General features: G+C 58.5%; 16 protein-coding genes, 1 tRNA gene and 1 pseudogene. 10 read left to right on the top strand and 8 right to left on the bottom strand.

Annotated features, from left to right (window positions below; all coding sequences use genetic code 11):
• Nucleotides 1-18: 18 nt before the first annotated feature.
• The 6 genes from HNR46_RS12940 (at nt 19) to HNR46_RS12915 (ending at nt 7,063) form a co-directional block, all read left to right on the top strand.
• Nucleotides 19-765, top strand: coding sequence for a YdjY domain-containing protein (locus HNR46_RS12940; RefSeq protein WP_184019462.1), 747 nt, complete (start codon nt 19-21; stop codon nt 763-765).
• The gene (locus HNR46_RS12935) at nt 762-1,934 is read left to right on the top strand and encodes a prenyltransferase/squalene oxidase repeat-containing protein (protein WP_184019460.1); all 1,173 of its coding nucleotides are present in this window, start codon (nt 762-764) and stop codon (nt 1,932-1,934) included. Before HNR46_RS12940 ends, HNR46_RS12935 begins: the two co-directional genes overlap by 4 nt.
• A 95-nt stretch (nt 1,935-2,029) precedes the next feature.
• Nucleotides 2,030-2,650 (top strand): CDP-diacylglycerol--glycerol-3-phosphate 3-phosphatidyltransferase, encoded by a 621-nt coding sequence (pgsA, locus tag HNR46_RS12930; protein ID WP_184019458.1) that lies wholly within the window; start codon nt 2,030-2,032, stop codon nt 2,648-2,650.
• A gap of 48 nt (nt 2,651-2,698) precedes the next feature.
• Nucleotides 2,699-4,078 (top strand): ribosome biogenesis GTPase Der, encoded by a 1,380-nt coding sequence (gene der, locus HNR46_RS12925; protein ID WP_184019456.1) that lies wholly within the window; start codon nt 2,699-2,701, stop codon nt 4,076-4,078.
• A 90-nt stretch (nt 4,079-4,168) separates the two neighbouring features.
• Nucleotides 4,169-5,143, top strand: a complete 975-nt coding sequence (locus tag HNR46_RS12920; RefSeq protein ID WP_184019454.1) for an ABC transporter ATP-binding protein — start codon at nt 4,169-4,171, stop codon at nt 5,141-5,143.
• Nucleotides 5,144-6,169: 1,026 nt separating this feature from the next.
• Entirely contained in the window at nt 6,170-7,063 is an 894-nt protein-coding gene (locus HNR46_RS12915) for a LysR family transcriptional regulator (RefSeq protein ID WP_184019452.1), read from the top strand.
• Between the two features lie 213 nt (nt 7,064-7,276).
• Here HNR46_RS12915 and HNR46_RS12910 read toward each other — a convergent pair.
• The 6 genes from HNR46_RS12910 to HNR46_RS12885 all read right to left on the bottom strand — a co-directional run bounded on the left by HNR46_RS12910 (nt 7,277) and on the right by HNR46_RS12885 (nt 17,488).
• Nucleotides 7,277-7,351, bottom strand: a tRNA-Asn gene (locus HNR46_RS12910).
• A gap of 116 nt (nt 7,352-7,467) precedes the next feature.
• Nucleotides 7,468-8,571, bottom strand: coding sequence for a hypothetical protein (locus tag HNR46_RS12905; RefSeq protein ID WP_184019450.1), 1,104 nt, complete (start codon nt 8,569-8,571; stop codon nt 7,468-7,470).
• A gap of 69 nt (nt 8,572-8,640) precedes the next feature.
• Entirely contained in the window at nt 8,641-10,179 is a 1,539-nt protein-coding gene (locus tag HNR46_RS12900; RefSeq protein WP_184019448.1) for a hypothetical protein, read from the bottom strand.
• Between the two features lie 25 nt (nt 10,180-10,204).
• A complete protein-coding gene (locus tag HNR46_RS12895) occupies nt 10,205-12,655 on the bottom strand; it encodes an Amuc_1098 family type IV pilus outer membrane protein (RefSeq protein WP_184019446.1) in 2,451 nt (816 codons plus the stop codon).
• Nucleotides 12,656-12,756: 101 nt separating this feature from the next.
• A complete protein-coding gene (ribF, locus tag HNR46_RS12890) occupies nt 12,757-13,707 on the bottom strand; it encodes a riboflavin biosynthesis protein RibF (protein WP_184019444.1) in 951 nt (316 codons plus the stop codon).
• Nucleotides 13,708-13,858: 151 nt separating this feature from the next.
• Complete coding sequence (locus HNR46_RS12885; protein ID WP_184019442.1) at nt 13,859-17,488, bottom strand: DEAD/DEAH box helicase; 3,630 nt, start codon at nt 17,486-17,488, stop codon at nt 13,859-13,861.
• A gap of 319 nt (nt 17,489-17,807) precedes the next feature.
• Here HNR46_RS12885 and HNR46_RS12880 point away from each other — a divergent pair, with 319 nt between their 5' ends.
• The 4 genes and pseudogenes from HNR46_RS12880 to HNR46_RS12865 form a co-directional block, all read left to right on the top strand.
• Nucleotides 17,808-18,920, top strand: a complete 1,113-nt coding sequence (locus HNR46_RS12880) for an esterase-like activity of phytase family protein (protein WP_184019441.1) — start codon at nt 17,808-17,810, stop codon at nt 18,918-18,920.
• Nucleotides 18,921-18,945: 25 nt separating this feature from the next.
• On the top strand, nt 18,946-19,605 hold the full coding sequence (locus HNR46_RS12875; RefSeq protein ID WP_221285152.1) for an MBL fold metallo-hydrolase: 660 nt from the start codon (nt 18,946-18,948) through the stop codon (nt 19,603-19,605).
• A 329-nt stretch (nt 19,606-19,934) separates the two neighbouring features.
• Nucleotides 19,935-20,402 carry a helix-turn-helix domain-containing protein gene (locus HNR46_RS12870; protein WP_184019439.1) on the top strand — a complete coding sequence of 156 codons (468 nt, stop codon included), beginning with the start codon at nt 19,935-19,937 and terminating at the stop codon, nt 20,400-20,402.
• Nucleotides 20,336-20,866 (top strand): annotated as a pseudogene (locus tag HNR46_RS12865) (IS630 family transposase); the annotation flags it as partial. The gene HNR46_RS12870 and the pseudogene HNR46_RS12865, both read left to right, overlap by 67 nt.
• Before the next feature lie 172 nt (nt 20,867-21,038).
• On the opposite strand, the gene HNR46_RS12860 reads toward HNR46_RS12865, so the two are convergent.
• Both HNR46_RS12860 and HNR46_RS12855 read right to left on the bottom strand, forming a co-directional pair.
• The gene (locus tag HNR46_RS12860) at nt 21,039-21,668 is read right to left on the bottom strand and encodes a nucleotidyltransferase family protein (RefSeq protein WP_184019437.1); all 630 of its coding nucleotides are present in this window, start codon (nt 21,666-21,668) and stop codon (nt 21,039-21,041) included.
• Nucleotides 21,665-22,600, bottom strand: coding sequence for an XdhC family protein (locus HNR46_RS12855; RefSeq protein ID WP_184019436.1), 936 nt, complete (start codon nt 22,598-22,600; stop codon nt 21,665-21,667). Before HNR46_RS12855 ends, HNR46_RS12860 begins: the two co-directional genes overlap by 4 nt.
• Between the last annotated feature and the right edge of the window lie 14 nt (nt 22,601-22,614).

Raw genomic sequence — 22,614 nt, 5'->3', positions numbered from 1 at the left:
CGTTCGGTTCTTCGCCCGATGAAATCCTGCCTGAACCTGCTCCTCCTTTCCCTCTTCCTTCCTCTCGCAGCGGAAGAATCCGTAGATCGCGCCCCGGTCGAACCCAAATCCCTGCCCGCCCCAGATCAAACGGTTGCCCCCACCGAGCCGGCCATCGAAAAGCTCCCGGACGGCCGCATGAAAATCGGGTTGATCGAGTTCGATCCGAAAACCCGCGAAATTCAATTCCCGGCCCAGGTCAACCAAGTCGAGGGCTTGCTCGAATTCTTACTCGTTCACGAGAACGGGAAAATCCACGAATCCCTGCTTTCGACCCGCATCTCGGCCGTCCACCTGAACATCGCCCTCAAGCTCCTCCACTATCAGGCCTCCCGGGAACTCTATCTCCGCATCAAAGACGACGGCACGGCATCCTCCGAATTCCAGCCCGCCACCGATGAGGAAAAGGCCGGCTCTCGAGTCCAAATTCTCCTGCTTGCGAAAGGGGCCACCCAGCCCGTCCCAGCCAGCGATTGGATCGCCTACGAATCGACGGAGAAAACCATGCCCTCCGACCCCTGGGTCTATGGAGGCTCCACCTTCAACCAAGGTCGTTTTCTTGCGGAAAGCTCAGGCGACCTCATGGCCATCTTCCTCAGCAATTCCGCCCTGTTCAATTTCTCCGGCAAGGACAACCAGAATGACGAAGTCTGGCTGCCCCACGCCACCCGCGTCCCAGACTTGGGAACTCCCGTCACCGTCATCGTTCGACCCTACTCATCATGAAGCAGCTCCTCGTCTCCACCCTCGGAGCGACCGCCCTCGTCGCCTCCGCCTTGCCCGCCGCCGCGCAAGACGCCCCTCCCAATCCCTACCTTTCACTCCAACAGGAGATGAAATTGGCCATCGCTCGTGGCAACGAATGGCTCGCCCAGCAGCAAAAAGAACAAGGTTGGTGGGACACCGAAGACCTTCCAGCACTCACTGCGCTAGCCCTCACCGCCGCCGTCCGGGACCCCGCCGTCGATCCCGCCAAGGAACTCCCTGAATCCATCGCCAAAGGCTTCGAATGGCTTAAGGAACAACAAAAAGAAGACGGCGGCATCTACAACAAAGGCCTCGGCGTCTACAACACCGCCACCTCCGTCACCGCCCTCACTGCCGGCGGTCGCGATGTCGATGAACCCGCCATCGTACGGGGTCGCAAGTATCTCATCGGAGAACAGTGGGACATCGGCAAAGCCAAGGAAACCGACAATGCCAACGACGGCGGAATCGGCTACGGCTCCCACAACGACCACACCGACCTTTCCAACACCTATCTCGCCATCGAGGCCCTTGCCCTTTCCAAGCAAGTGGTCGACGACGGCAACTTCGGCGATCAACCCGACCTCGATTGGGACGCCGCCATCACCTTCCTTTCCCGCTGCCAGAATCTCGAAGCCACCAACGACCAGGAGTGGGCATCCGATGACGAGCAGAACAAAGGCGGCTTCATCTATACTCCCGGCGATTCCAAAGCCGGTGAAGTCGAATTGCCTGATGGCCGCACCGCCCTCCGTTCCTATGGATCCATCTCCTATGCCGGATTGCTCTCCCTCGTGTATGCCAAACTCGAACCCAACGACGCCCGCGTGGTCGCCGTCAAGGAGTGGGCTGGCAAAAACTGGACGCTCGATGAAAACCCAGGAATGGGTCTCCAGGGCCTCTACTACTACTATCAGGCCATGTCCAAGGCTCTCGCCGCCGCCAAGGTCGACAAACTCCCGCTCGCTGACGGCAAGGCGGTTGACTGGCGCAGCGATCTCGCCGGCAAACTCCTCGCCACCCAAAAGTCGGATGGCTCCTGGATCAATGAAAACGGCCGCTGGATGGAATCCAATCCCATCCTCGTAACCTCCTACACCGTGATGGCCCTCGAGCAGATCTATCACTCAATTCCCGGGAAGCCCTGATCCCCCGGGCAATAAAATCTCAAGGCGCGGTGTCCTCGTCGACATCGCGCCTTTTTTGATTCCCGCCACCCTGATCTGAGGAAACTTCCTCTTCCTTGCTAGCCATTCTCATTCCCCTGCACCATGGTGCGGCAATGACCCTCGCCAGCAAGATCACCCTCGCCCGCATCGCTCTGGTGCCGGTCTTCGCGGTCTACGTGGCAAAATACGGTCTCGGGATCGCGGCCAACCAGCCGGTTGAAACCCAGCGCTGGATCGCACTGGGAATCTTCATCCTCGCATCATCCACGGATGGACTCGATGGTTGGATCGCCCGTCGCTTCAATCAAAAGTCCAAGTTTGGAGCATTCATCGACCCCCTGGCCGACAAATTCCTCCTCATCACCGCCATCGTCTTCCTCAGCGCCTTTCCCTGGGACCACGACGATTGGCGGATTCCCATCTGGTTCGCCTGGCTCGTCGTCCTGCGCGACACCCTCATCGTCATCGGCATCATCCTCGTCAAACGCCAAGCTCACCTCGTGCACTACCAGCCCCACTGGACGGGAAAAATGTGCACCGTCACCCAAATGGTCGCGATCGGCTGGGTCATGCTGAAAGTCAAAATCCTCCCTCCCGTCTATCCCTGCGCCATCGCTGCTTTCTTCACCCTTTGGTCAGGCCAACGCTACTTCCTCGAAGCCCGCCGACAAATTCTCGCCTCATCAGAGATTTAACGGAATTTCCGCATTCCCAAGCCTCTCTCCTTCCCCGAGTTTTTCGCCATGCCATCCGTCGCCATCGTCGGCCGCCCCAATGTCGGGAAGTCCGCTCTCTTCAACCGCCTCGCAAAGCGGAAAATCGCGATCGTCCACGATCAGCCTGGCGTCACTCGTGATCGGCTCGCCGCCCCCTGCATGGCCACCCAAACGGCCTGCACCATCGTCGATACCGGCGGCATCGGTGCGACGCTCGACGATGGCTTCGCCCAACAGGTGACTCTCGAGGCCGACATCGCCATTCAAACCGCCGACCTCATTCTTTTCGTGGTCGATGCTCACGAGGGACTCACTCCCATTGATCACGCCCTCGCCCAAAAGCTTCGCAAGGCAGACGGGCCGGTCATGCTCGTCATCAACAAAGTGGATGACGCCAAACATGAATCGTCCTTTGGTGAAATGGCAGCTCTCGGTCTCGGTGCTGGCACCTTCGTCTCCGCCGAGCATGGACGCAACATGTCTGCCCTCGTCGAAGAAATCGACCGCCACTTGGCCCCCCTCGCAGGAGAAATCGAGGAAGCGACCGTCGAAGCCGTCAAATCCGGCATCAAATTGACCATCGTCGGCAAGCCCAACGCCGGCAAATCCTCCCTCGTCAACGCCATCCTCAAGGACGAACGAACCATCGTTTCTGAAATCGCCGGCACCACACGCGACGCGATCGATCTTCCCTACACCTTCGATGGCGAACAATTTACCCTGATCGACACCGCCGGGCTCCGCCCTCGCGGACGCCGCGATACCTCTGTGGAAGTCTTCTCCGCCATGCGCACCGAGAAGGCCATCCGACGCGCGGACCTTTGCATTCTCGTCATCGACCTTGCCGCCGGAGTCAGTGCCCAAGATCGCAAAATTGCTCAGCTCATCCTCAAAGAAAAGAAACCCTGCCTCATCGTTCTCAACAAATTCGACCTCTTCCACCCTGGCGCCGCCATGAAATACCGGCGCAAAGAGGCTGAAGAGCAGGTCCGACGGGAACTTTTCTTCCTCCACTACGCCCCCTTCCTTTGCGTCTCCGCCAAAGAAGGGCAAGCCGTGCATCAGGTCCTGAAACAGGCCATCTCCATCCGCAAGAGCGCCCAAAAGGTGCCCTCCACAGGCGTTCTCAATCGCATGCTCCAACTCGCATTCCAGGTGAATCCCCCACCCACCGTGGGCAAATCCACCAAGCGGCTGAAGCTCTACTACGCCACCACTGCCATCAACGAGCGCTACGCGACGATTCCCGTCCCCAGCTACGTCCTGTTCGTCAATGACAAGACCCTCATGACCTCCAGCTACGAGCAGTACCTCTCCAACAAACTCCGCCAGGACCATCCCGCCCCAGGCATCCCCGTTGTCCTCTCCGTTCGCTCCCGACGCCGCGAAGATCGACATGCCGACTAAGCCTGCCGATTTTCAAACTCACGCACTTTGATCCCAAAGCGGAACCTTCCGTGCTTACAAGGTTCCTCCGTGGTTTCCCGTTCATCCTCCATGCCGCTGCTCGACGTCAAAAACCTCACCACCCGTTTCCACACCCGCAATGGCGTGGTCCATGCCGTGGAAGACGTTTCCTTCTCCGTCGAACCCGGCCAGACCCTCGGCATCGTCGGTGAATCCGGCTCTGGAAAATCGGTCACTTGCTACTCTCTCCTCGGCCTCATCCCTCAGCCACCGGGCCGAATCCATGCCGGCACCGCGCTCTTCGACGGCATCGATTTGCTGTCCTGTGGAGAACGCCAATTGCGCCAAATTCGCGGCAAACGGATCTCCATGATCTTCCAGGATCCGATGACCTCCCTCAATCCCTTCATGCGGATTCAGGAGCAACTCACCGAACCTCTCACCCTCCACGAGGGTCTCCGCGGAAAAAAGGCCGTGGACCGCGCCGTCGCCGCACTCGCCGAAGTCGGGATCCCCGATCCTGAAAAACGCATCCTGTCCTACCCCCACGAATTCTCCGGAGGCATGCGGCAGCGAGTCATGATCGCCATGGCGCTGATCACCCGTCCCGAATTGCTGATCTGTGACGAACCCACCACAGCACTCGACGTCACCGTTCAAAAGCAGGTCCTCGATCTGATTCGCGAGCGCCAACGTGAACTCGGCACGGCCGTGATCTTCATCACCCACGACCTGGAAGTGGTCTCTCAAGTCTGCGACCAAGTGAACGTGATGTATGCCGGACGCATCGTGGAAAGTGCTCCCAAATCCCTTCTCTTCCGCAAGCCCCTCCACGCCTACACCCGCTCGCTGCTCCAGAGCATCCCAGCCCGACATCGCAAGGGAGAGGAACTTTACACCATTCCCGGTCTGCCCCCGGACATGTCCGATCCTCCCAAGGGCTGCGCCTTTCATCCGCGCAATCGAATGGGCAAACCTGAGCTTTGTTTGACCGAGCGATCCCCCGAGCTCGCAGAGGTCGAACCCCAACACTGGGCACAGAACTGCCCCGGTTGCCTGGGCTGACTCAGGTCCACGCCACTTGGAAAATCCGCCCGATCTTTCCATTGATCCTCCCGCCACCCGCGGCATGCTGGTTCCAATGTCGCAGACGCTGGAAGCCGAGGTCGTTGAAATCGACGGCAAACCTCCCGAACCCCTCCATTCTCGCCGTCCGAAACCGGCAGAGGCTGACCGCGCACGATCACCCTTTGCCTCGTTTCGAAGCTTTGATGTCCCTCGCTCCTTTCGGGTCACCTTCGACCGCCGATGGTGGCCAGTATGGCTCTTGCTCGGTCTCGTCATCGGTATTCTGGCGCTCGCACTAGGCCTAATCGCAGCCATCGGGCTCGGCTTGCTCTCCGTGTGCCGACTCTTGACTCGCAGGGTCGTCGGCTCCTCCCTTCACCGCCCCTCTCAGACATTGCGGCAGCGGCCGTGACTTGGCTCCGATCGGCTCTCATTAACCGAGCCCTTTCCGCCGAGAAACCTCACGAGGCCAACCCGAAGCGCTCCCGTGGTGGCAGCCTGTCGTGTCCCCGCCAGGAACAAAAGAGCCGCGCGCCCAGGGGAAGACGCGCGGCTCAGGTGGAGCCCCTTACGGGGGATTCGGGGCCCAGGGGGAATAGGCTCCGTTAGGGGAAAAGGAGGGACTCACCAACCAGCTCATCCTTAACTTTCTTTGCCCGTTCATTCTACAAATTGATCACGATTCTCAAAATACTTATTCACTCTCCTAAGCATACCTCTAAAGCATTGTGATAGAATAGGTCAGATCATCCATCCCCATCCTCCTCAAGGAATGAAGACGACCAACCACTCCTCATGAGCGCTCAAATACTCCTAGACCATTGATCCCGAGAGACTTCGTTAGATTCATCTGCCATTTTCCCGCGAAACTCACGAAATAATGCGCACTCAGCAACCTGCATCCACGAAACGCTTCTTCAGCACTCACTATCAGATCATTGCGCAGATCCTGAACTCATAATTCTCAGGTTTCTAAACCACTTTGATCTTCCCCCTAAAATCCGCCTAACAGACTATGGGTGAATGCATTTGCGTTGGCTCAAATACTTCGTGGCGGTGGCGGAATATGAGAACGTCACCCGAGCCGCCGTGCAGCTCCACGTCGCCCAGCCTGCAGTAAGCCGGCAAATCCGTCAGTTGGAAGACGAACTCGGGGTCGAACTCTTCTCCCGCCAGGCCCAATCCATCCACCTGACCGAGGCGGGAAGATTCTTTCTCATCGAAGCAAAGGCCGTAATCCACCGCCTCGAAAAGGCCTTTGCGCGAGTCCGGCAGTTCGATGCCATGACGACCATCGAATTGCATGTCGGCTACGTCCCAGCCTTCACCGCCTCCTTCCTTCCAAAAGTCCTGGAAGACATGGCGGCCACCTTTCCCTCCGTCAAAATCAGCCTGTACGATCTCTGCACGGAGAGAATGATGACCGGACTCATCAACAAACAGCTCGACGTCTCGTTGCTCGTGAACCCCTTCGGTAACGCCCTAGAGGGTCTGGACTATCATGAAGTATCGAGCCATGAACCAGAGTTAGTTACACACAAGAATCATCCTCTCGCCTTGGCCGAACAGGTATCCATTGAAGAAATTGCTCAACTTCCTCTTCTTGCATTCAGCAAATCAGGCTACCCGGAATACATCCAGTGGCTTGAGCGGATGCTCTCTTCGGAGAAGTCATGGCATATCTACGCCGAGTGCGACACGGTGCCAAGCATGGTCGTCATGCTGGAAGCCCAGCGTGGAGTGACCCTTGCTCAAAAGGGATTTCACGGCCATTCTCAGGGAAAATTGGTAGGGATTCCGGTGCGTGAATCTGAGCGCTTCAACATCTCCTTTGGCGTGGCCACCCGTATCCATGAGGACTCCATTGCAGCCCAAAAATTCCGGGATTTTGTCTTGGAGGCTAAGGGACGCTTGTGAACCGCTGATCGGAACCGGGAATCGTCTCTAGAATCCCTTTAGGTGCGACTCAGCAGCAGCCATCCCCTTCACCGATGGCAAAGCAGCCCCTCATGCAGTTCGACCGCGAATTTCGATCCCAGGTCCGATGCTTTTTGCCCATGAGACAGTCCCCATCGCCCTCCCTCAGAAAAGGCGAAGGGCGCTAACTCCTTGTAAGTTAGCGCCCTTCATTGGCTCCGGCGGTAGGGATCGAACCTACGACCTAGTGGTTAACAGCCACCCGCTCTACCCCTGAGCTACACCGGAATGTTGATAGGGTTCCGCCCCTCGCGGGGCGCGCGGAAGATGAGGGGAGATCCCCGGTCGAAGCAAGGGAAAAATGTCATTAATCCCGCAGCTTTTTTGCCCGCGACGGACTCGACTCAGGAGCCTTGTGACTCTCCGAGCTGGGGTGCCATCTCCGAGGCTCGCCGCAAGACGGCGCGGGCATGGCGTTCCATCCCCTCCCCGGCGATGTGGCGCGCCAGTTCTTCGGGCTGAGCATAGCCCCGAGCCTGCAAAAGCGCGATCACCCCGGCGTCATCCAATCCATCCAAGCGAATCACCACCTCGGAGAGCCGATCCAAAAGACCTCCACTGAGAGCTGGAACAAATGCACTCTCCCACACGTCGTCATTCACCGAGACCACGATATCCACGCGAGGGGCTTCCTGGCGGATGGTCGACAGGAATCCAGCCATCGCCCGTGCACCAGAAACATCCCCATGCACTCCCTCCAGATCATCGACCACCAATACGATTCGACGCAGGCGGGCTAGCAGCGCCAACAAGATGCCAAAGCGTTCAGGTTCGGCATCGGCCGTTGCCGTCTGAAATAGAAGTCCTCCTCGCCCAGCCTGTTCGGGGGAAGCCGTGGCGAAACGGAACAAGGCAGCGACCCAAAAGGCCACCTGATTGAGGGAACAGCCGGTCTCTTGGCTGATTTCCAGAGAAATCCGGGGGCCCAGAACCTCAAAGTTTTCTCGAGTCCAATGCGCGGTCACCGCTTGGGGATGGTGAAAATTGAACGTTTCCACTGGCCGTTTCACCAATGCTTGAGCCGCCGCCTCACGATCCTGACAGGGAACCTCCCCAGAAATCACTAATGGCCGAAGTCCCAGCGCGAAGAGGTGGCGACTGTAAATGTCCAGAAGGGTCAGACCACCCGAGGCCGGCAGCTGACGAGTAAGTCGACGCAGGGCATCCTCAATGGCCGCGCCCGGATTCGGACGCGCACCGTCTACCGGTCTCAATGGAATGAACTCATGACCTTCGCCGATTTGTTGACGCACTCTTTCCAGGACATGGGTTTTGCCATAACCCGCCCGCGGGGCCCGCAAGAGGATCCCTTTTCCAAGGGATTCCACCGGTTGGCTGAGTATCCGCCCAAGCTTGCGTTCAGCTTGATCATTGACACCTGGAGCGTGAACCGCTCCAGGGTGCCCGAAGTGCTCAAAATACGGTTGGGGGTGGGATGGGGAGCTCATGGTTCCGTAACCCCCGCAGACTGCCGTCAAACCCCCACCCCGCTCAAGCTTAGAAGCCTTTCCGAGGGCTCAATGATCCGGTTGGGTCAAACTCTCAAACTCATCTTCCAATCGATCTCCCCCACCGGTGGCCGGAGGAATCTCTTGAAGGACCGCATCGATCTGAGCCTGCAGGTCGTCTTGGGGCTTGTCGGCCGATCCTGACAGCTTGACGGAACCCCAGCGATAACCGTCGCCTTGCCGAGGTAGAACCCCTGGGATGGCGGCACTTTGAACCAGCAATAGCGCCGACTCGTGCACCCCCAATTCCAGCTGTCCGGAAAGGGCATGATCAGGCCCAACCAAGATCTCACCTCGAATCCGGACGGCGCCGCCTCGGCCCTCGAAATCGATATCACGAAGAAGCGTTCCTTTTTCCGTATCGCGGGTGAAATACACCGGCTGTTTCAGTTCCAAGCGCGGCTCATGATAACTCGTATTTTCAAGCAACCGAGCAAGGCTGCTGAACATCGGTAATTTCCTGAGATAAACCAAGGAACTGGAGAGACTGGAAACCGAACCTTCAAGATGGATCGAACGGGAATCACTCAAGTCGACTGTAAGTTGGCAGGGCTCGCTTTGGCTGGCGGTTTCAAGGGTCGATTCGAAAAGCTCGCCCATGCCTGCCCCCAGAAGTTGAGAAGACGGCATTCCGCTCACGAACAAATCAAGATGCGACTCCCCTCCATCGAGAGGAAGAGCTTGATTCTCCGAACCATGGAGCCGGAATTCGGCATCTTTAACCCCGGAAGGACTAAACACCGCAGTTCCCAAATAGAGGCCTTCACGAGTGAGCTTGAAACTCGCAACGGAGAGCTTGAAACTGCCCCAATTGACCAACCGCAATTTTCCCCCCTCGACGACAAGAGTCGCTTGGAGATGATCCGCGTCGGTGACAGTGAGGGTTCCCAACCCTTCGGAAAAATCAAACTCTGGAGAGCTGGGATTCCCCGCCTTCACCGCCAGCGTTCGGGCACGCATCGGCGAAAGGAATGGGAAACGACCGGAGAATTCTGCGTCAGTGGTCTTACCCGTGGATTTCCCTAAGACGAGGTTCACCGAATTGGCCCCGAATAAGTCCCCTTTCCAGGTTCCGGTGAGGTGACTGGTGAGATCAAGATCTCCATTGCCAATCAGGGCCGTGAGACTCTTCACCGGCGAGGCATCCCCCCAGTCCAGCTTCAGACTGGTGAATTCGGCGCCGATGGGCGTCGCACGGAAATTCAACAGGTCGACCTCAGCGCCACTGACCTCAGCGATCCGGCTCTGAACTTTCGACTCGTAGCCGCTTCCATTGAGATAGAGCACCCATCCCAAGGTTCCGACCCCAGCAGCGATGACGGCGAGCGTGCCCAAGCTCACCCCCACCATCACCTGACGGCGACGACGAGTCTCTTTTTCTTTATGGGGCTGCTTGCTGCGGCGCTTGCGCTTCCGCACTCGGTAAACTTGGGAACCGTCGGGTCGTGTGACCAATTCGGGTTCGTTCTCGCTTTGTCCTCCTGAGCGGCCTTTCAGCCGATCAAGCATCTCATCGATGCTGTAATTCTCCTTCTCCGATTCCGACATGTTGTATCTGGACGATCCACCCTCCTCAGTTCCTATTCTTGAACGGCCGCCCTGCCGCATCCACCACTTTGACGTGGACGAGGAACATCACGGCGGTTTTCACCGGCGCGTCCACCTTACTTTGGAAAAGGCGACCCACCAGAGGTAGCTCTCCCAAAATAGGCGTATGGTCGTCAACACTTTGCCGATGTTCATCGAGCATTGCACCAACGACGATGGTCGCTCCATCCGCCACCGTCAGCGAAGATTCCGTTCGCATCGGAGAAAACACCGGCATCAGAATCTCGTTTCTGGTGAGCACTTGGGGCTCAGAAGAGAAACTCGGCACAAAGCCGGTGCCCATCGTCAATGTCGAGGAACTGCCCGAGGTAATCGGAGAACCATAGTTCACAAACCCATCAAATTCGACGAGGCTGGGCTTCAAGGTGATATCGACATAGTCCTTATTGGCACTGACCGTCGGCAACACATCGAGAACCATCCCGACTTCCCGCATATCAAAGCTGCTTGGGGTGGACGGTGTGACCGGGAAACTACCGGCAGATCCCGAACTGGTGCCGAGTCCACCGCCACCGGTCCCGAAATCGACGAAATCCGATCCGCCCACGGAATTGGGGAGTTCCGGCGGTTCATACTCCGATGGGAAGATCAACTCCCTCACCACCCGAACCGAAGCGGCTTGGCCACTGCGGGTGATCACGGAGGGTTGAACCAGCACATCCTTCGCCTTCTTTTGGCTCATGCCACGCATCAGCATCGTCACCAGTCCATCATCAATGTACCCATTGACGGTGAGGAATCCAGGGGCCCGTGGGACCGTGCTCTGACTGATCCGATCGCGATTCGCGATCAGATCATCAATCGAGTTCAAGGGGATCGCCTCTTGGCCACTGCGATTTCCGGCCGTCACGGGAGTCTCGTAGATGCTCCCCACGGATACGTCGGAAAGGCTGCCACCATTGCCTTGGGTTCCCCCGGCGAGAAAGAGCTGTTTCATGCCCACTTGCCCCCCTTCTCCGGCAAAGCCGAAGGAGCTCATCAACCAATCGAAGCCCAGTTCTTCCAGATTGCGCTGACTGGTCCGGATCACCTTGACCTCCACGATCACCGAAGTCGGCTCATTGCTGGCCAATGCATCCACCACCTGCTGCACCATCGAAAGATTCGACATGGTGTTCTGCACCCGCAATTCACTGCGTGCCGCATTGAAAGTCGCCATGGCACCTTCAGGGAAAGTCACACCACGGGATTCCAGCACCTCTTGAGCCGTCAAACGGCGTGCCACCAAGCCGCTCGAAGCATCATCGCCCGAACCAAACGGGTCGTTGGATGCTGAAGAACCCAAAGATGCTTGCCCAGCTCCCGAGCTCAGGAAATCAGGGGGCACGCGGAAAACACGGCTCACCATGTCCTGCGATTGGGTTCCGGCCGGCCGGATCACGATGGCGAACGGCTGCTCAACCAGCACGGTTCCGGTCTCCTGACAAATGTATTGGAGAACCTGAAGAATGGGCACTGCCCGCAAATTCAGGCTGAAGCGGCGGTTGAGAATTTCTTCATTGCCTCCCACATCCACCACGATATTCACGCCTCGACGAGCCGGATCCACCTCAGTGCTGTCCAACGCGGTCGCCTGGCCCCGCACAAACTCCACGGCCTCGCCAATGGTCACATCGTCCATCACCACGGCCGGAATCTCCATTTGGCGAACCTTCAGGGAATAGTCGACGGTCTCCCCAGCTCCATCAATGCGCACGTCATCGAAAGTGAAATCGCTCGGCGCCGGCGGCTGCAACTCCCAGGCGCCATCCACCATCGAAAGCATTTCTGCCCGGGTGTGATCATAGGCCGCTTGATAATAGCTGGAACGAGCACTCGCGACCCTCTCCATGCCACGGCGGGCTGCCGTATTGGTCGGGTCGATGCGCAACACGTCCTCATACACGGCCTGAGACTCGTCAAACTTGCCCAATTGATAGGCCCCCTCGGCACGGTAGAGCAGGAATTTCACCTCCTCGATATTCGAGGTGTGCTCCTTGCTTGAGGCAGGATTCGTGCGGATCGGATCCAAAAGAGCCTCACTTTCGGCCAGTGCCGACGGATCTCCCGGAGCCATCCCGGGTTGCAGGACCGCCTTCAGGGCCGACTCCGCCTTTTCAAGATCACCGAGGCGGCGAGCCTTGCGCGCGACTTCAACCGAAGCCTGGGCAAAGCGCTGCACGGCTGCCTGTCGCTGCTCCGCAAAGGCAGGCGCCCCTTCTGGCAACAACTCCACGGCACCGCGATACGCGGCGGCGGCGTCTTCGTAATTCTCCTTCTCGTATGCCTCATCGCCATTGACCAGCAACTGTTGGGCTTCGGCCGAGGCATTCGCCCGACGCAGCACTTCCGAATCCGCAAGGGAAGTTCCCTGTGCCGAAACAGAAGTCAGCGACGGACCGCAAAGCAGGGCCGTCATCAACAGGACATGGCGCATTAGACCGCGATGGGACGCAATATTTGGTTCAAGCATGCCGGGGTTTTCGGAGGCTTATAGGGAGGCACGACGGACAGCGTAAGCCGAAAATCCGGGAAATTTCATGCTTCAGGCGCCACTCCCAGGCAAGCCGCTGCGGTTGCCCGATCGATCTCAATCGCCTCTGCAAGCTCCGCGACGTCAGCAAAACGCTTTTCTCCCCGCAGATGACGCACCCACTCGACCTCCAACTCCTTGCCATAGAGATCCCCGTCGAAATGCATCAGATGCACCTCCAACTGGCGAGACTGCCCATCGACCGTCGGCCGCACCCCGAGATTGGCCACCGCAGGCCACCGGTTTCCTTCCACGATGGCCCACACGGCCCAAACCCCATCACTGGGATACTGCTCTTCTCCCGGCTCTAGATTGGCGGTGGGAAACCCAAGTTGGCGCCCCAACTGCCGGCCGTGAATCACCGTTCCGCGCACCGAATAGCGGCGGCCCAACATGAGCTCCACAGCATCCATGTTGCCATCCCGCACGGCTTGGCGAATCCGCGTGCTACTGATCCGCTCGCCATCCACCATGACCGGTGGAATGGCGTGGTAGTCAAATCCTTTGGCTAGAGCGAGTTCGACGAGCATCTCCTTCGAACCCCTCCGATCACGACCAAATCGCCAATCCTCTCCCGAAACCAAAGTCATGGCGCCGGCGTCCACAAGTTCCAGGACAAACGCTTTTGCCTCAACCTCCGCACGCTGCCGGTCAAATGGCAGGGCAAGCAGGAAATCCACCCCCATCGGCGCCAGAATCTCGGCCTTATGGTCGAGCGAGGCCAACAAGCGAGCGGGAGCTTTTTCCGGAGCCAGCACACGCAAAGGATTGGGATCAAAGGTCAAAACTCCAGCCCACCCGCCTCGTTCACGAGCGGCCTGAATGGCACGCCCGATCACCGCTTGGTGCCCGAGGTGGACGCCATCAAAAACCCCCAACGCGAGATGAACCGGCACCCCCGACTCCTGGACTTCCTGGATCGAAACGAATCGCCGCACACCGCGATGTGCGAACACGAACCCCAGCTTGGCAAGCCACATCCCTGCCAATTCCACTTGCGAGCTCGCAGCTGGGACACCCCTATGAAATGAAGCGCCCCACCCTCCGGAATCCGAAGGGCAGGGCTCTTTCTTCTGGGTTTTTAGGATCGATTGAACCGATCGGCTACTAATCTTCGGTCGATTCGCCTTTGGCGATCTTTTTCTTAGGCAACTTCTTCGGAAGTTTCTTGGCGGGCTTCGCTTCTGCGGAATCCTCACCTTCCTCGGGACGAGCCACCTTCTTCGTCGTCTTGCGAGCGGGCTGAACGAAATCCTCTTCGTCTTCCCCGCCGTGACTCAGGATGAATTGCAGATCCTCCAGACCTAAGTTCGAAGCAAAGCCTTCGTCCCCAAGAACATTGGTCACCAACTGGGTCTTTTGGTGCTGCAGGATCCGGATCTTCTCTTCCACCGTGTCGCGAGTCAGCAATCGGTAGGCGATCACCTTATTCTTCTGGCCGATCCGGTGCGTCCGGTCGATGGCCTGGTTTTCCACAGCCGGGTTCCACCACGGATCGTAGAGAATCACGTAGGACGCCGATGTCAGGTTAAGGCCCGCTCCCCCAGCCTTCAGCGAAAGCATGAACACGGAGGCATCTTTGGTCGTCTGGAAGCTCTCAATCTCACCCTTACGGTCTTTCGTCTGCCCGGTGAGGTAGTGGAAGGGACGCGCTTCAAGCTCAAGACGCGCCTTGATGAGGTCCAGCATCGAAACGAATTGCGAGAACACCAGCACCTTGTGACCTTCCTCGTAAAGCTGATCGAGAAGGTAGAACAACGATTCCATTTTCGCGGATTCCTCCTTCAGATACTTCGGATCGATCAAACCCGGGTGACAGCAAATCTGCCGCAAACGCATCAGACCCTGCAGAATCGCGAATGAATTCTTCTTCACCGCTTCGTCGGAATCGAGTCCCAGCAACGCCTTCTGAATCCGCTTCAGCTCCGCTTTGTAAAGCTCCTGCTGAATTCCATCCATGTTGGCATACACCTCCTCTTCCGTCCGCGGCGGGAGATCCTGGGCGACCTGGAGCTTCGTCCGACGCAACAGGAAAGGTCGCAGGCGGGCTGCCAAGCGGTTTTGCGAAAGCGGATCTTTCCGCTTGTCGAAACGCTTCTTGAAGTAAGCCCGGCTCCCAAGAACCCCCGGCATGGCAAAGGCCATCAGCGACCACATATCGAGCAGTCGGTTCTCAATCGGCGTCCCCGTCAGCACCAAGCGGTTTTCCGAATCCAACTCGCGGGCACACTTTGCAGCCTTCGAGTCCGGATTCTTGATCTGCTGACCTTCGTCGAGCACCACCGTGAGCCACTTGATCTCATTGAGCAGATCCCCACACACCCGCAGCTGCGCGTAGTTGAGAATCAACATGTCAATGTTCTCCTGAGTATCCTTGATATCCAGGTCGTCCCGATTGCGGAGAATCTTCGCCGTGATCCCGGGGCAGAATTTCACCGCCTCACTGGCCCACACATCGAGCACCGACTTCGGACACACAATCAATGCCGGCCGGTGATTGAGGTTGTTGCGCTCCCGCTCCTCCAGCAACCAGAGGATGTAGGTGAGCGACTGGATCGTTTTGCCGAGACCCATGTCGTCCGCCAAAATGCCGCCGAACCGGTTCGTGGAAAGGTAAGCCAGGAATTGATACCCCTCCACCTGATAGGGACGTAAGGTGGCATCGAGACGCGTCGGCACCTCGGGCTTCACATCGATGGTGATGTCGCCAGCGCGGTCCTTGATCCGCTTCCATGCTTTCGGGTCGAACACCTCGGCCGCCTTGGGATCTGCCAACTGCAACGCGTGCATCCGGTGCGTTTCTCCCGATAGGTCGAACGGATCCAAGCCCAAACGAGTCACCGCATCGCGCTGCTCCGGGTCGAGCTTGATCTCCAAGCGCATCCAAGACCCGTCCTCCATCCGCACGTAGCCTCCGCGGGCGGCCACCAGTTGGCGAATTTGTGCTTTCGAAAGATTGACGCCTTCGACGTCGATGACGATCCGCAGGTCGAACCAGTCGATATCCTGATTCACCACCTCGAAACGAACCGCCGCCGTCACCGGGTCTGCGAGAATCGACTTCAGGCGGATATCGATGTCCATCGTCACTGCCTCCGGCATCGTCTCGATCCATTCCGCAAATTTCTCCGGGAACTGTTTGGTGATGCGCGACTTGAAGGCCCCCAATTTTTCGTCGTAGGTAAGCCCCATTTCTTCGAGCACCGAAGGCACGGGATAGAGATCCTCCCGCGCAAAACGCAGCAACTGGCGGCCTTTCAATGACTGCTGATCCACCACCTCCCAGCCCTCGCGGGTCAGCTTTTCGGTGCGCCGGTCCTTCGATTCGATGGCGGTGACTTCCACCACCAAGTGTTCGGTTTCCGCGGCCGTCAAACCTGCCACCAACTTCAGCTCAAACTTCGGTTTCAGCTCAAGATCCACGACCCGCTTCTTCAGCGATTCCGGCAGCGACGCTCCGATCTTGCGGAGGAACTCGACACCTTCGAGAGAGTCGATGACCTTCTTGGGGATCTGATAACGAGGCATGATCTCCGTTTCCTCAAGCCAACGCGGTGGCCCCGGGAACACGGTTTCGTCTGACTGATAAAGCTCCTTGCGACCCGGCAACATTCGCACCGAGTGGGTGACATTCTCCCCTTCCTGAGTCACCAACTGCAAAGCATAGCTGCTGGGATCATACGGATCATCTTCACACACCCAGCTCAAGGGCCGGTCCACCACCTTGAACTCCTTTTCATCAAGGTTGACCAAGTAGCCGCGCAGAGCAGGCTGGCGGAACAGGCGGTTCATGAACCGACAGGCGTTCTCTTGGTCGAAGTCGAAAGTCGTCTCACCCGTCTCGCGGTAGTAAGCAAGGAAGTGCTCCCACAGCACTTGGCTGGGTGCATCCATGCGCAGCGCCGCTTCCGCGAACAGAGGCAGGTAGCGCTCGATTTCATTCTTTTCGCGCAGCTGCATCCACTCACCCTTGCCTTCCTGGGCCTCCAAACGGGCCTCGTTGATGGTCGCCACCAACCGGAAGGAAATATCCATGGGGGAACCTTGGGGCGGGCGCTCATTGACCTGTTCGATCCGGTCATACCAAGCCGCCACCTCGCGCTCCTGCTCCCAATCCGCCATCTTCTTCTGAACGTAGTTCAGGTCGGTGATGACGTTCATGAAGTCCGGGAACGGGAGCTTCCGCTTGTAGAAGGCGTAGGCGAGGTAGTTCCAGAACTCGAGGATATCCCCCGGCGGCATCGGCCACAGCTCCAGCGGCTCGTAGGTGGTAATCTCCCAGCGCGGAGTCAGCCGCACCATGTCGTGGTCGTGGATCTCACCTTCGATCACATAGCGGCGATAACGCTTCTCCACTTTGGAGACGAAGTCCGCCTCCTTGTCGTCGAGCTCCCGACCCAGCTTGTCTTCGATGATGTCGAGAATCGGCGTATCGTCGAACTCGTTGGGAGATTCTGGCAGCGCCTCGCCACGATGCATGCGCTCCATCATCGTCGCATACTGGCACGCACCGGAAATGATCTCATCTTCCGCGGTGCATGAACCGAACCAACGATTGCCCTGAAGGCGCAGGCTGGTACGGAAAGTGCCTGATTCGTGTTCGACGCGCCCTTGGATGAACAGGTGGTTGCCGAAGATCTGGGTGACCATGCCGTCTTGCTGCAGGGTCTCTCCCAGTTTGCGGGATTCCTCGGGAAATCCGTTGAGGAAGTTAAGGGTCGCGCGGTCTGGATTCATGGTTTGATCACAACCCGGCCAACCGCGGATGGGAGAGGACCCCTTTCCTCTCCGATCCGAGGTCGATTCGGGGGGCGGAAGGATAGGCCCCCTATCCGAAATCCGGCAACAAAAACCTGAGAGATTACCATGACGGAAAGCACGAAGTTCGAGCCTTCCCGCTGAACTTCCCTCACGACGATTCCGCGAGCCACCGATCTGGGAGTCGTTCCCCCAACGAAACCCGCACCTTCGGCGAGCCCCTTTTCTGGTTCCCCGCACCGATCCACATGTCTTTCCAGATGCTTGACCTTCGCCCTCCTCAAGACATTCTCGCGAAATGTCACAATCCCCTCCTCTGGCTGACATTACATCTTCTCGATCCACCATCCAACGTTCGCAACGGCAACGCCGACTGCTGGCTTTTGGCATCACCCTTTGCGGAGCCCATGCCGGCGCCCAAGGGGTAATGGTCACCGATCCAGGACAAGGGGCCCAACAACTTCTGTCCGGGGCCACGGCAGCTGAACAATTGAGCGGATTCACTCGTCTTGGCGGAGACACCTATTGGGCCGTGGGCGACAATGGGGCCAAAAGTTTCTGGAATCTTTCGATCTCCGTAGACCCTTCCACAGGCTGGATCACCTCTTCCGGCGTCACCGGGGGGACTTCCGCCTCCGGACTGGGAACGGACTCCGAGGGGATCGCCTATGCTCCCTCCCTCGGCACCCTTTATGTCTCGGACGAAGTCGGATCCAGCATTCTTAGCTACGACCTCTCCGGAAGCACCACAGGATCCGTCGCCCTACCATCGATCTTCCAAGCATCCAACGTCGCCAACAACATGGGGCTTGAATCCCTGGCATACGGAGCCGGAAACCTCTGGACTGCCAATGAAGAGACGCTGCTTCCCGATGGAGCGCAATCCACCACCTCATCCGGCAGTTGGATACGCATCCAGCGCTTCGATTCCCTCCTATCGCCCAGCGGACAGTGGGCCTATCAAACCGATGCGATCACCGGCATGTCACCGTGGGTATCGACGGAACGCAGCGGCGTGGTCGACCTCCTACCGTGGAGCGATACCGAGCTCCTCGTTCTCGAACGCGAGTTCGGGGGGGCTCTGATTCCCGATTTTCGATCCCGACTCTACCTCGTCGACCTTTCTGCAGCCAGTGATGTCAGCTCAATGGCATCGCTCGCATCGGGTGGCTACTCGCCCGCGACCAAGAGCCTGCTTTGGGAAGGAAACTTTTCCGACTCCAACTTCGAAGGCATGGCCTTCGGGCCTGAACTCGACGACGGCTCCACCTCCCTCCTCCTCATCTCTGACAATGGCAACTCTCTCGCTCAGAACCTCTATGCGCTGACCATCGTCCCGGAGCCCTCCATCTTCCTGCTTTCCCTCCCCGGAGCCCTGCTCCTCATCCGCCGGCAGCGTGCTCCGCGATGATGGGCCTCGTATTCCCCCCAGGAGTTTGACATCCCCTTCCTCCACGGTTTCGCTCTGCGCCGTGGAAGGCATCCAACGTTTTGAAGGAGGGTATCTCCTGACCAATTCCTACCTGATCGCAACACCCACCGGGGGGCACCTGATGATCGACGCTCCCATCGATGCCGATCAGTGGCTGGACGAACGTGGCATCCTCCCCGGTGCTCTCTTGCTGACCCATCAACACTTCGATCACGTCATGAGCGCAGCGGCGATTGCTGCCCGCGGGGTCCCTGTCTACGCATGGAACCCCTTTGCTCGAGAGCTGACCTTAGAGGAAGTCGTGCGCCAGTGGGGCATGCCTTTCGACGTCACCCCATATACCGTGGACCACCCCCTTGAAGGTCAGACCACGCTTGAACTGGAGGGGCTAAACTTCGATCTCCTTCATGTTCCCGGACACTCGACGGACAGCGTCGTCTTCCACCTCCCTTCTCACCACCTGATGTTTGCAGGCGACACTCTATTTCATGGCTCGACCGGACGGGGGGATCTACCCGGAGGAGATATGGAAGTCTTGTGCCGCGGCATCACAGAAAAACTCTACCCGCTTCCTGAGAATACCCGGGTGCTTCCCGGACACGGGGGCGCCACCACCATCGGCTTGGAACGGCAGAGCAACGGAGTCGTACGAGCCCCCTCGTAGTTCGGAATTTCGCAAGCGATCACCAACCGGCGGAAACCCCATCGGAGAAGGAAGCTCCATTCCGGCGTCTTTGCAAACGACACGGCGCGATAAGGGCTCACGATGCTCCTGAACTCGCCCCATCCGATCGGCTCAAGGCGGACGTTTTCGATGGTGACGAGGCCCGGAAAAATGAACCCGTCGTAACCTCGGGCAAGAGCGACATTGGACGACTCCATGTGGGTGCTTCCGAGGTAGCAGAGTTTTTGACCACCCCCTCGCAAAAATTCGCCTAGAGCATTTTAACTATTACCGTAGCCGTGTGAGATACGTTCTGATACACTCTAGGTTTGGCAACGCTCTCGATCGACCTGCGCGAAAGAATCCTCAAGGCCTACGACCGCGGGGATGTCACGCGCGACCAAGTGGCCCAGCGTTTCGAAGTTTCGCTTGGAATGGTCAAGAAGCTCCTCCAGCAAAGGCGCCATACCGGAGACATCGCGCCGCAGCACCACCGCAGCGGGCGCAAGCCGAAGATCGAGGCTTCGCACCGCCGCATGATGAAGGCGCTACTCGTCGAGAATCCGGACCTGACACTCGAGGAGATCCGCGCCGCGGCGGGTCTGGAATGCAGCGTGCTGGCAATCCACTACACGCTCTCCGGCATGGGACTGACATATAAAAAAAGACGCTCCGCGCTGCCGAACAGGACCGCGAGGATGTCGCTCGAGACCGCCGCAGGTGGAAAAGAGCGCAGGGCGGTCTCGAACCCGGGCGGCTCGTCTTCCTCGACGAATCGGCGGCAAAAACGAACATGACCCGTTTGCGCGGCCGCTGCGCGCGCGGCAGGCGGCTCCACGCCAGCGCGCCTTGCGGCCGCTGGCGGACCACCACGATGATCGGCGCGGTGTGTATCGACGGCAGCACCGCCTGCATGACAGGCGCTACCAACGCCGAGGTGTTTCGAGCCTACGTGAAGGAGGTCCTGCTGCCGTCCCTCAAACCCGGCGACATCCTGGTGATGGACAACCTCAGCGCACAAAAGGATTCACGCGCGCTTGAAATGCTCGCCGCCCGCGATGTGGAGGTGCGTTTCCTGCCGCCGTATTCTCCCGACCTCAATCCGATCGAGTTGATGTGGAGCAAAGTGAAGAACCTGCTCCGTGGAGCTGAGGCCCTAGACAACGACCAGTTGCTGCTGGAGATCGAGAAAGCCCTGTCCCGTGTTACCGCCAAGGACGCCGCCCATGGGTTTGCCTATTGTGGCTACGGGTTTATTTGAAATACTCTATTGCTCCGCACTCCGATTCCCGAACGTCCCAGAAATTCATCTGACTCCGCTTAGCTCCCCAACGAAGAACATTCATGGCGGATCGCGGGCAGCCTCCTCTGCGCATGGATTGCCATGGTGCTTTTATGAAAATGGCAGGCCAGGCGCCATACTTGATGGCCGGCTAAGGTTCGACTCCCATCGACTCGCAGGGACGATTCCCCCACCCCATGCCCCGTGAAACGAGGAACGCCTGCCACCGGTCAGGTTCATCCACGTCCCAGGCCGCTTCAGGCATGGCAAGCACGGCACGATCGGTGGGATTCTCTTGCACGATCGCCTTGGCACCTTGATCTCCCTTCAATGCCCGCAGGGCTCGAAAATGTCGACGAGCAAACAATGCCGGCGGCCCCCAGGATCTGCCTGAGTCGCTGATGACAATCGATGCCCCCCTTTCGTAAGCCAACACCAACCGACGCAAACAGGATGCATCGATCGCTGGCTGATCCGCCAAAAGGAGCATCACTGCGTCGAGGGGATCGGTCGTGAGGCCGTCCATGCCCGCGGCGATGGTCCCTCCCATCCCTTCGGCCCAACCGGAGTGAACATGCACTCGAACGCCGCTCGGCGTGCCAGCCTGGAGCACCTCCTCGGCACGAGCTCCCAGCATCAAGACGACCGGCGAACCATCCGCCTCAAGAGCCACTCGGCATGTCCTCTGAGCCAGGTTTTCACCATCCAACATGAGCAACGGCTTTGGCTGGCCAAACCGTCGGGAAGCACCTGCAGCCAGAACCATCGCACCGATTCTCATGCTCCCACCACCCGATGAATTGAGCCCATGCGATCTCTCAAAAACCCGCCATCGTGGCCGGCAAAAACCGCCTGCACTTCGGCGAGGATCGCAAGTGCGATCGTCGCCGGGTGCCCCGCACCAAGATCAAGACCGGCCGGAGCATGAAATCGCTCGATTGCCCGTTCGTCGTCCAAAGCCCCCGATTCTCCCAGCTCAGCCAGAAGACTTTCACGTCGACGCCTCGAACCCAGCAAACCCACATAACCATAGCCTGCCCCAAATGCCGCCCGCAAATAGCCGAGATCCGTTGCCAAATGATGACTCATCACCAGCACCGCCGTCATCGAATCCGGTGGAAAATGACGGATCAACTCGTCCGCAACTCCGACCCTCACGTGCTCTTCTGCGACCAATGGCACTTCCATCCGGGCATCGCGGATCAATCGATGACATTCCCACCCTAACACAGCAGCCAGTTGAAAAAGGGGTTCCTGATCCGAGGTCCAACCGACCACCAACAAACGCGGCGCAGGCCCGACTTTTTCAACGAAACCCGCCGCGCGCCCCACCACCGTTCCTCGGGGACCCGTGGTGACCTCAAATGTTTCCCGATGCTGCAACTTCCGCAACACGCACTCGAAAAGCCCCCGGGGCTCAACGCGCTCTAGCAGGAATTCGAGTACCCCTGGACAGCCAAAGTGCGGCCGGGTGTCGATGCGTTCCTTCCGCACTTCTCCCGTTAACAGAACCCGTAGGGCAACTTCGGCAAGACCTTCCTCCAAGCATCCACCACTCAACGAACCCACTCTTTCGCCCCTTGCTGAAACCAACATCCGAGCACCCGGCTGACGATAGCTGGCTCCCTCCCGAGACACCAACGTCACCATCGCCAGAGGCTCGTGAGCATGCCTTCGGATAAAGGCGCTGAGGAGAGTCCAATCGTGGTTCATGACGAAGCGCAAAC

It is taken from the genome of Haloferula luteola, assembly GCF_014201715.1.
GTDB lineage: Bacteria > Verrucomicrobiota > Verrucomicrobiia > Verrucomicrobiales > Akkermansiaceae > Haloferula > Haloferula luteola.
Note: the sequence above shows the minus strand (reverse complement) of the source record. Positions and strands in the feature narration are given on the sequence as shown.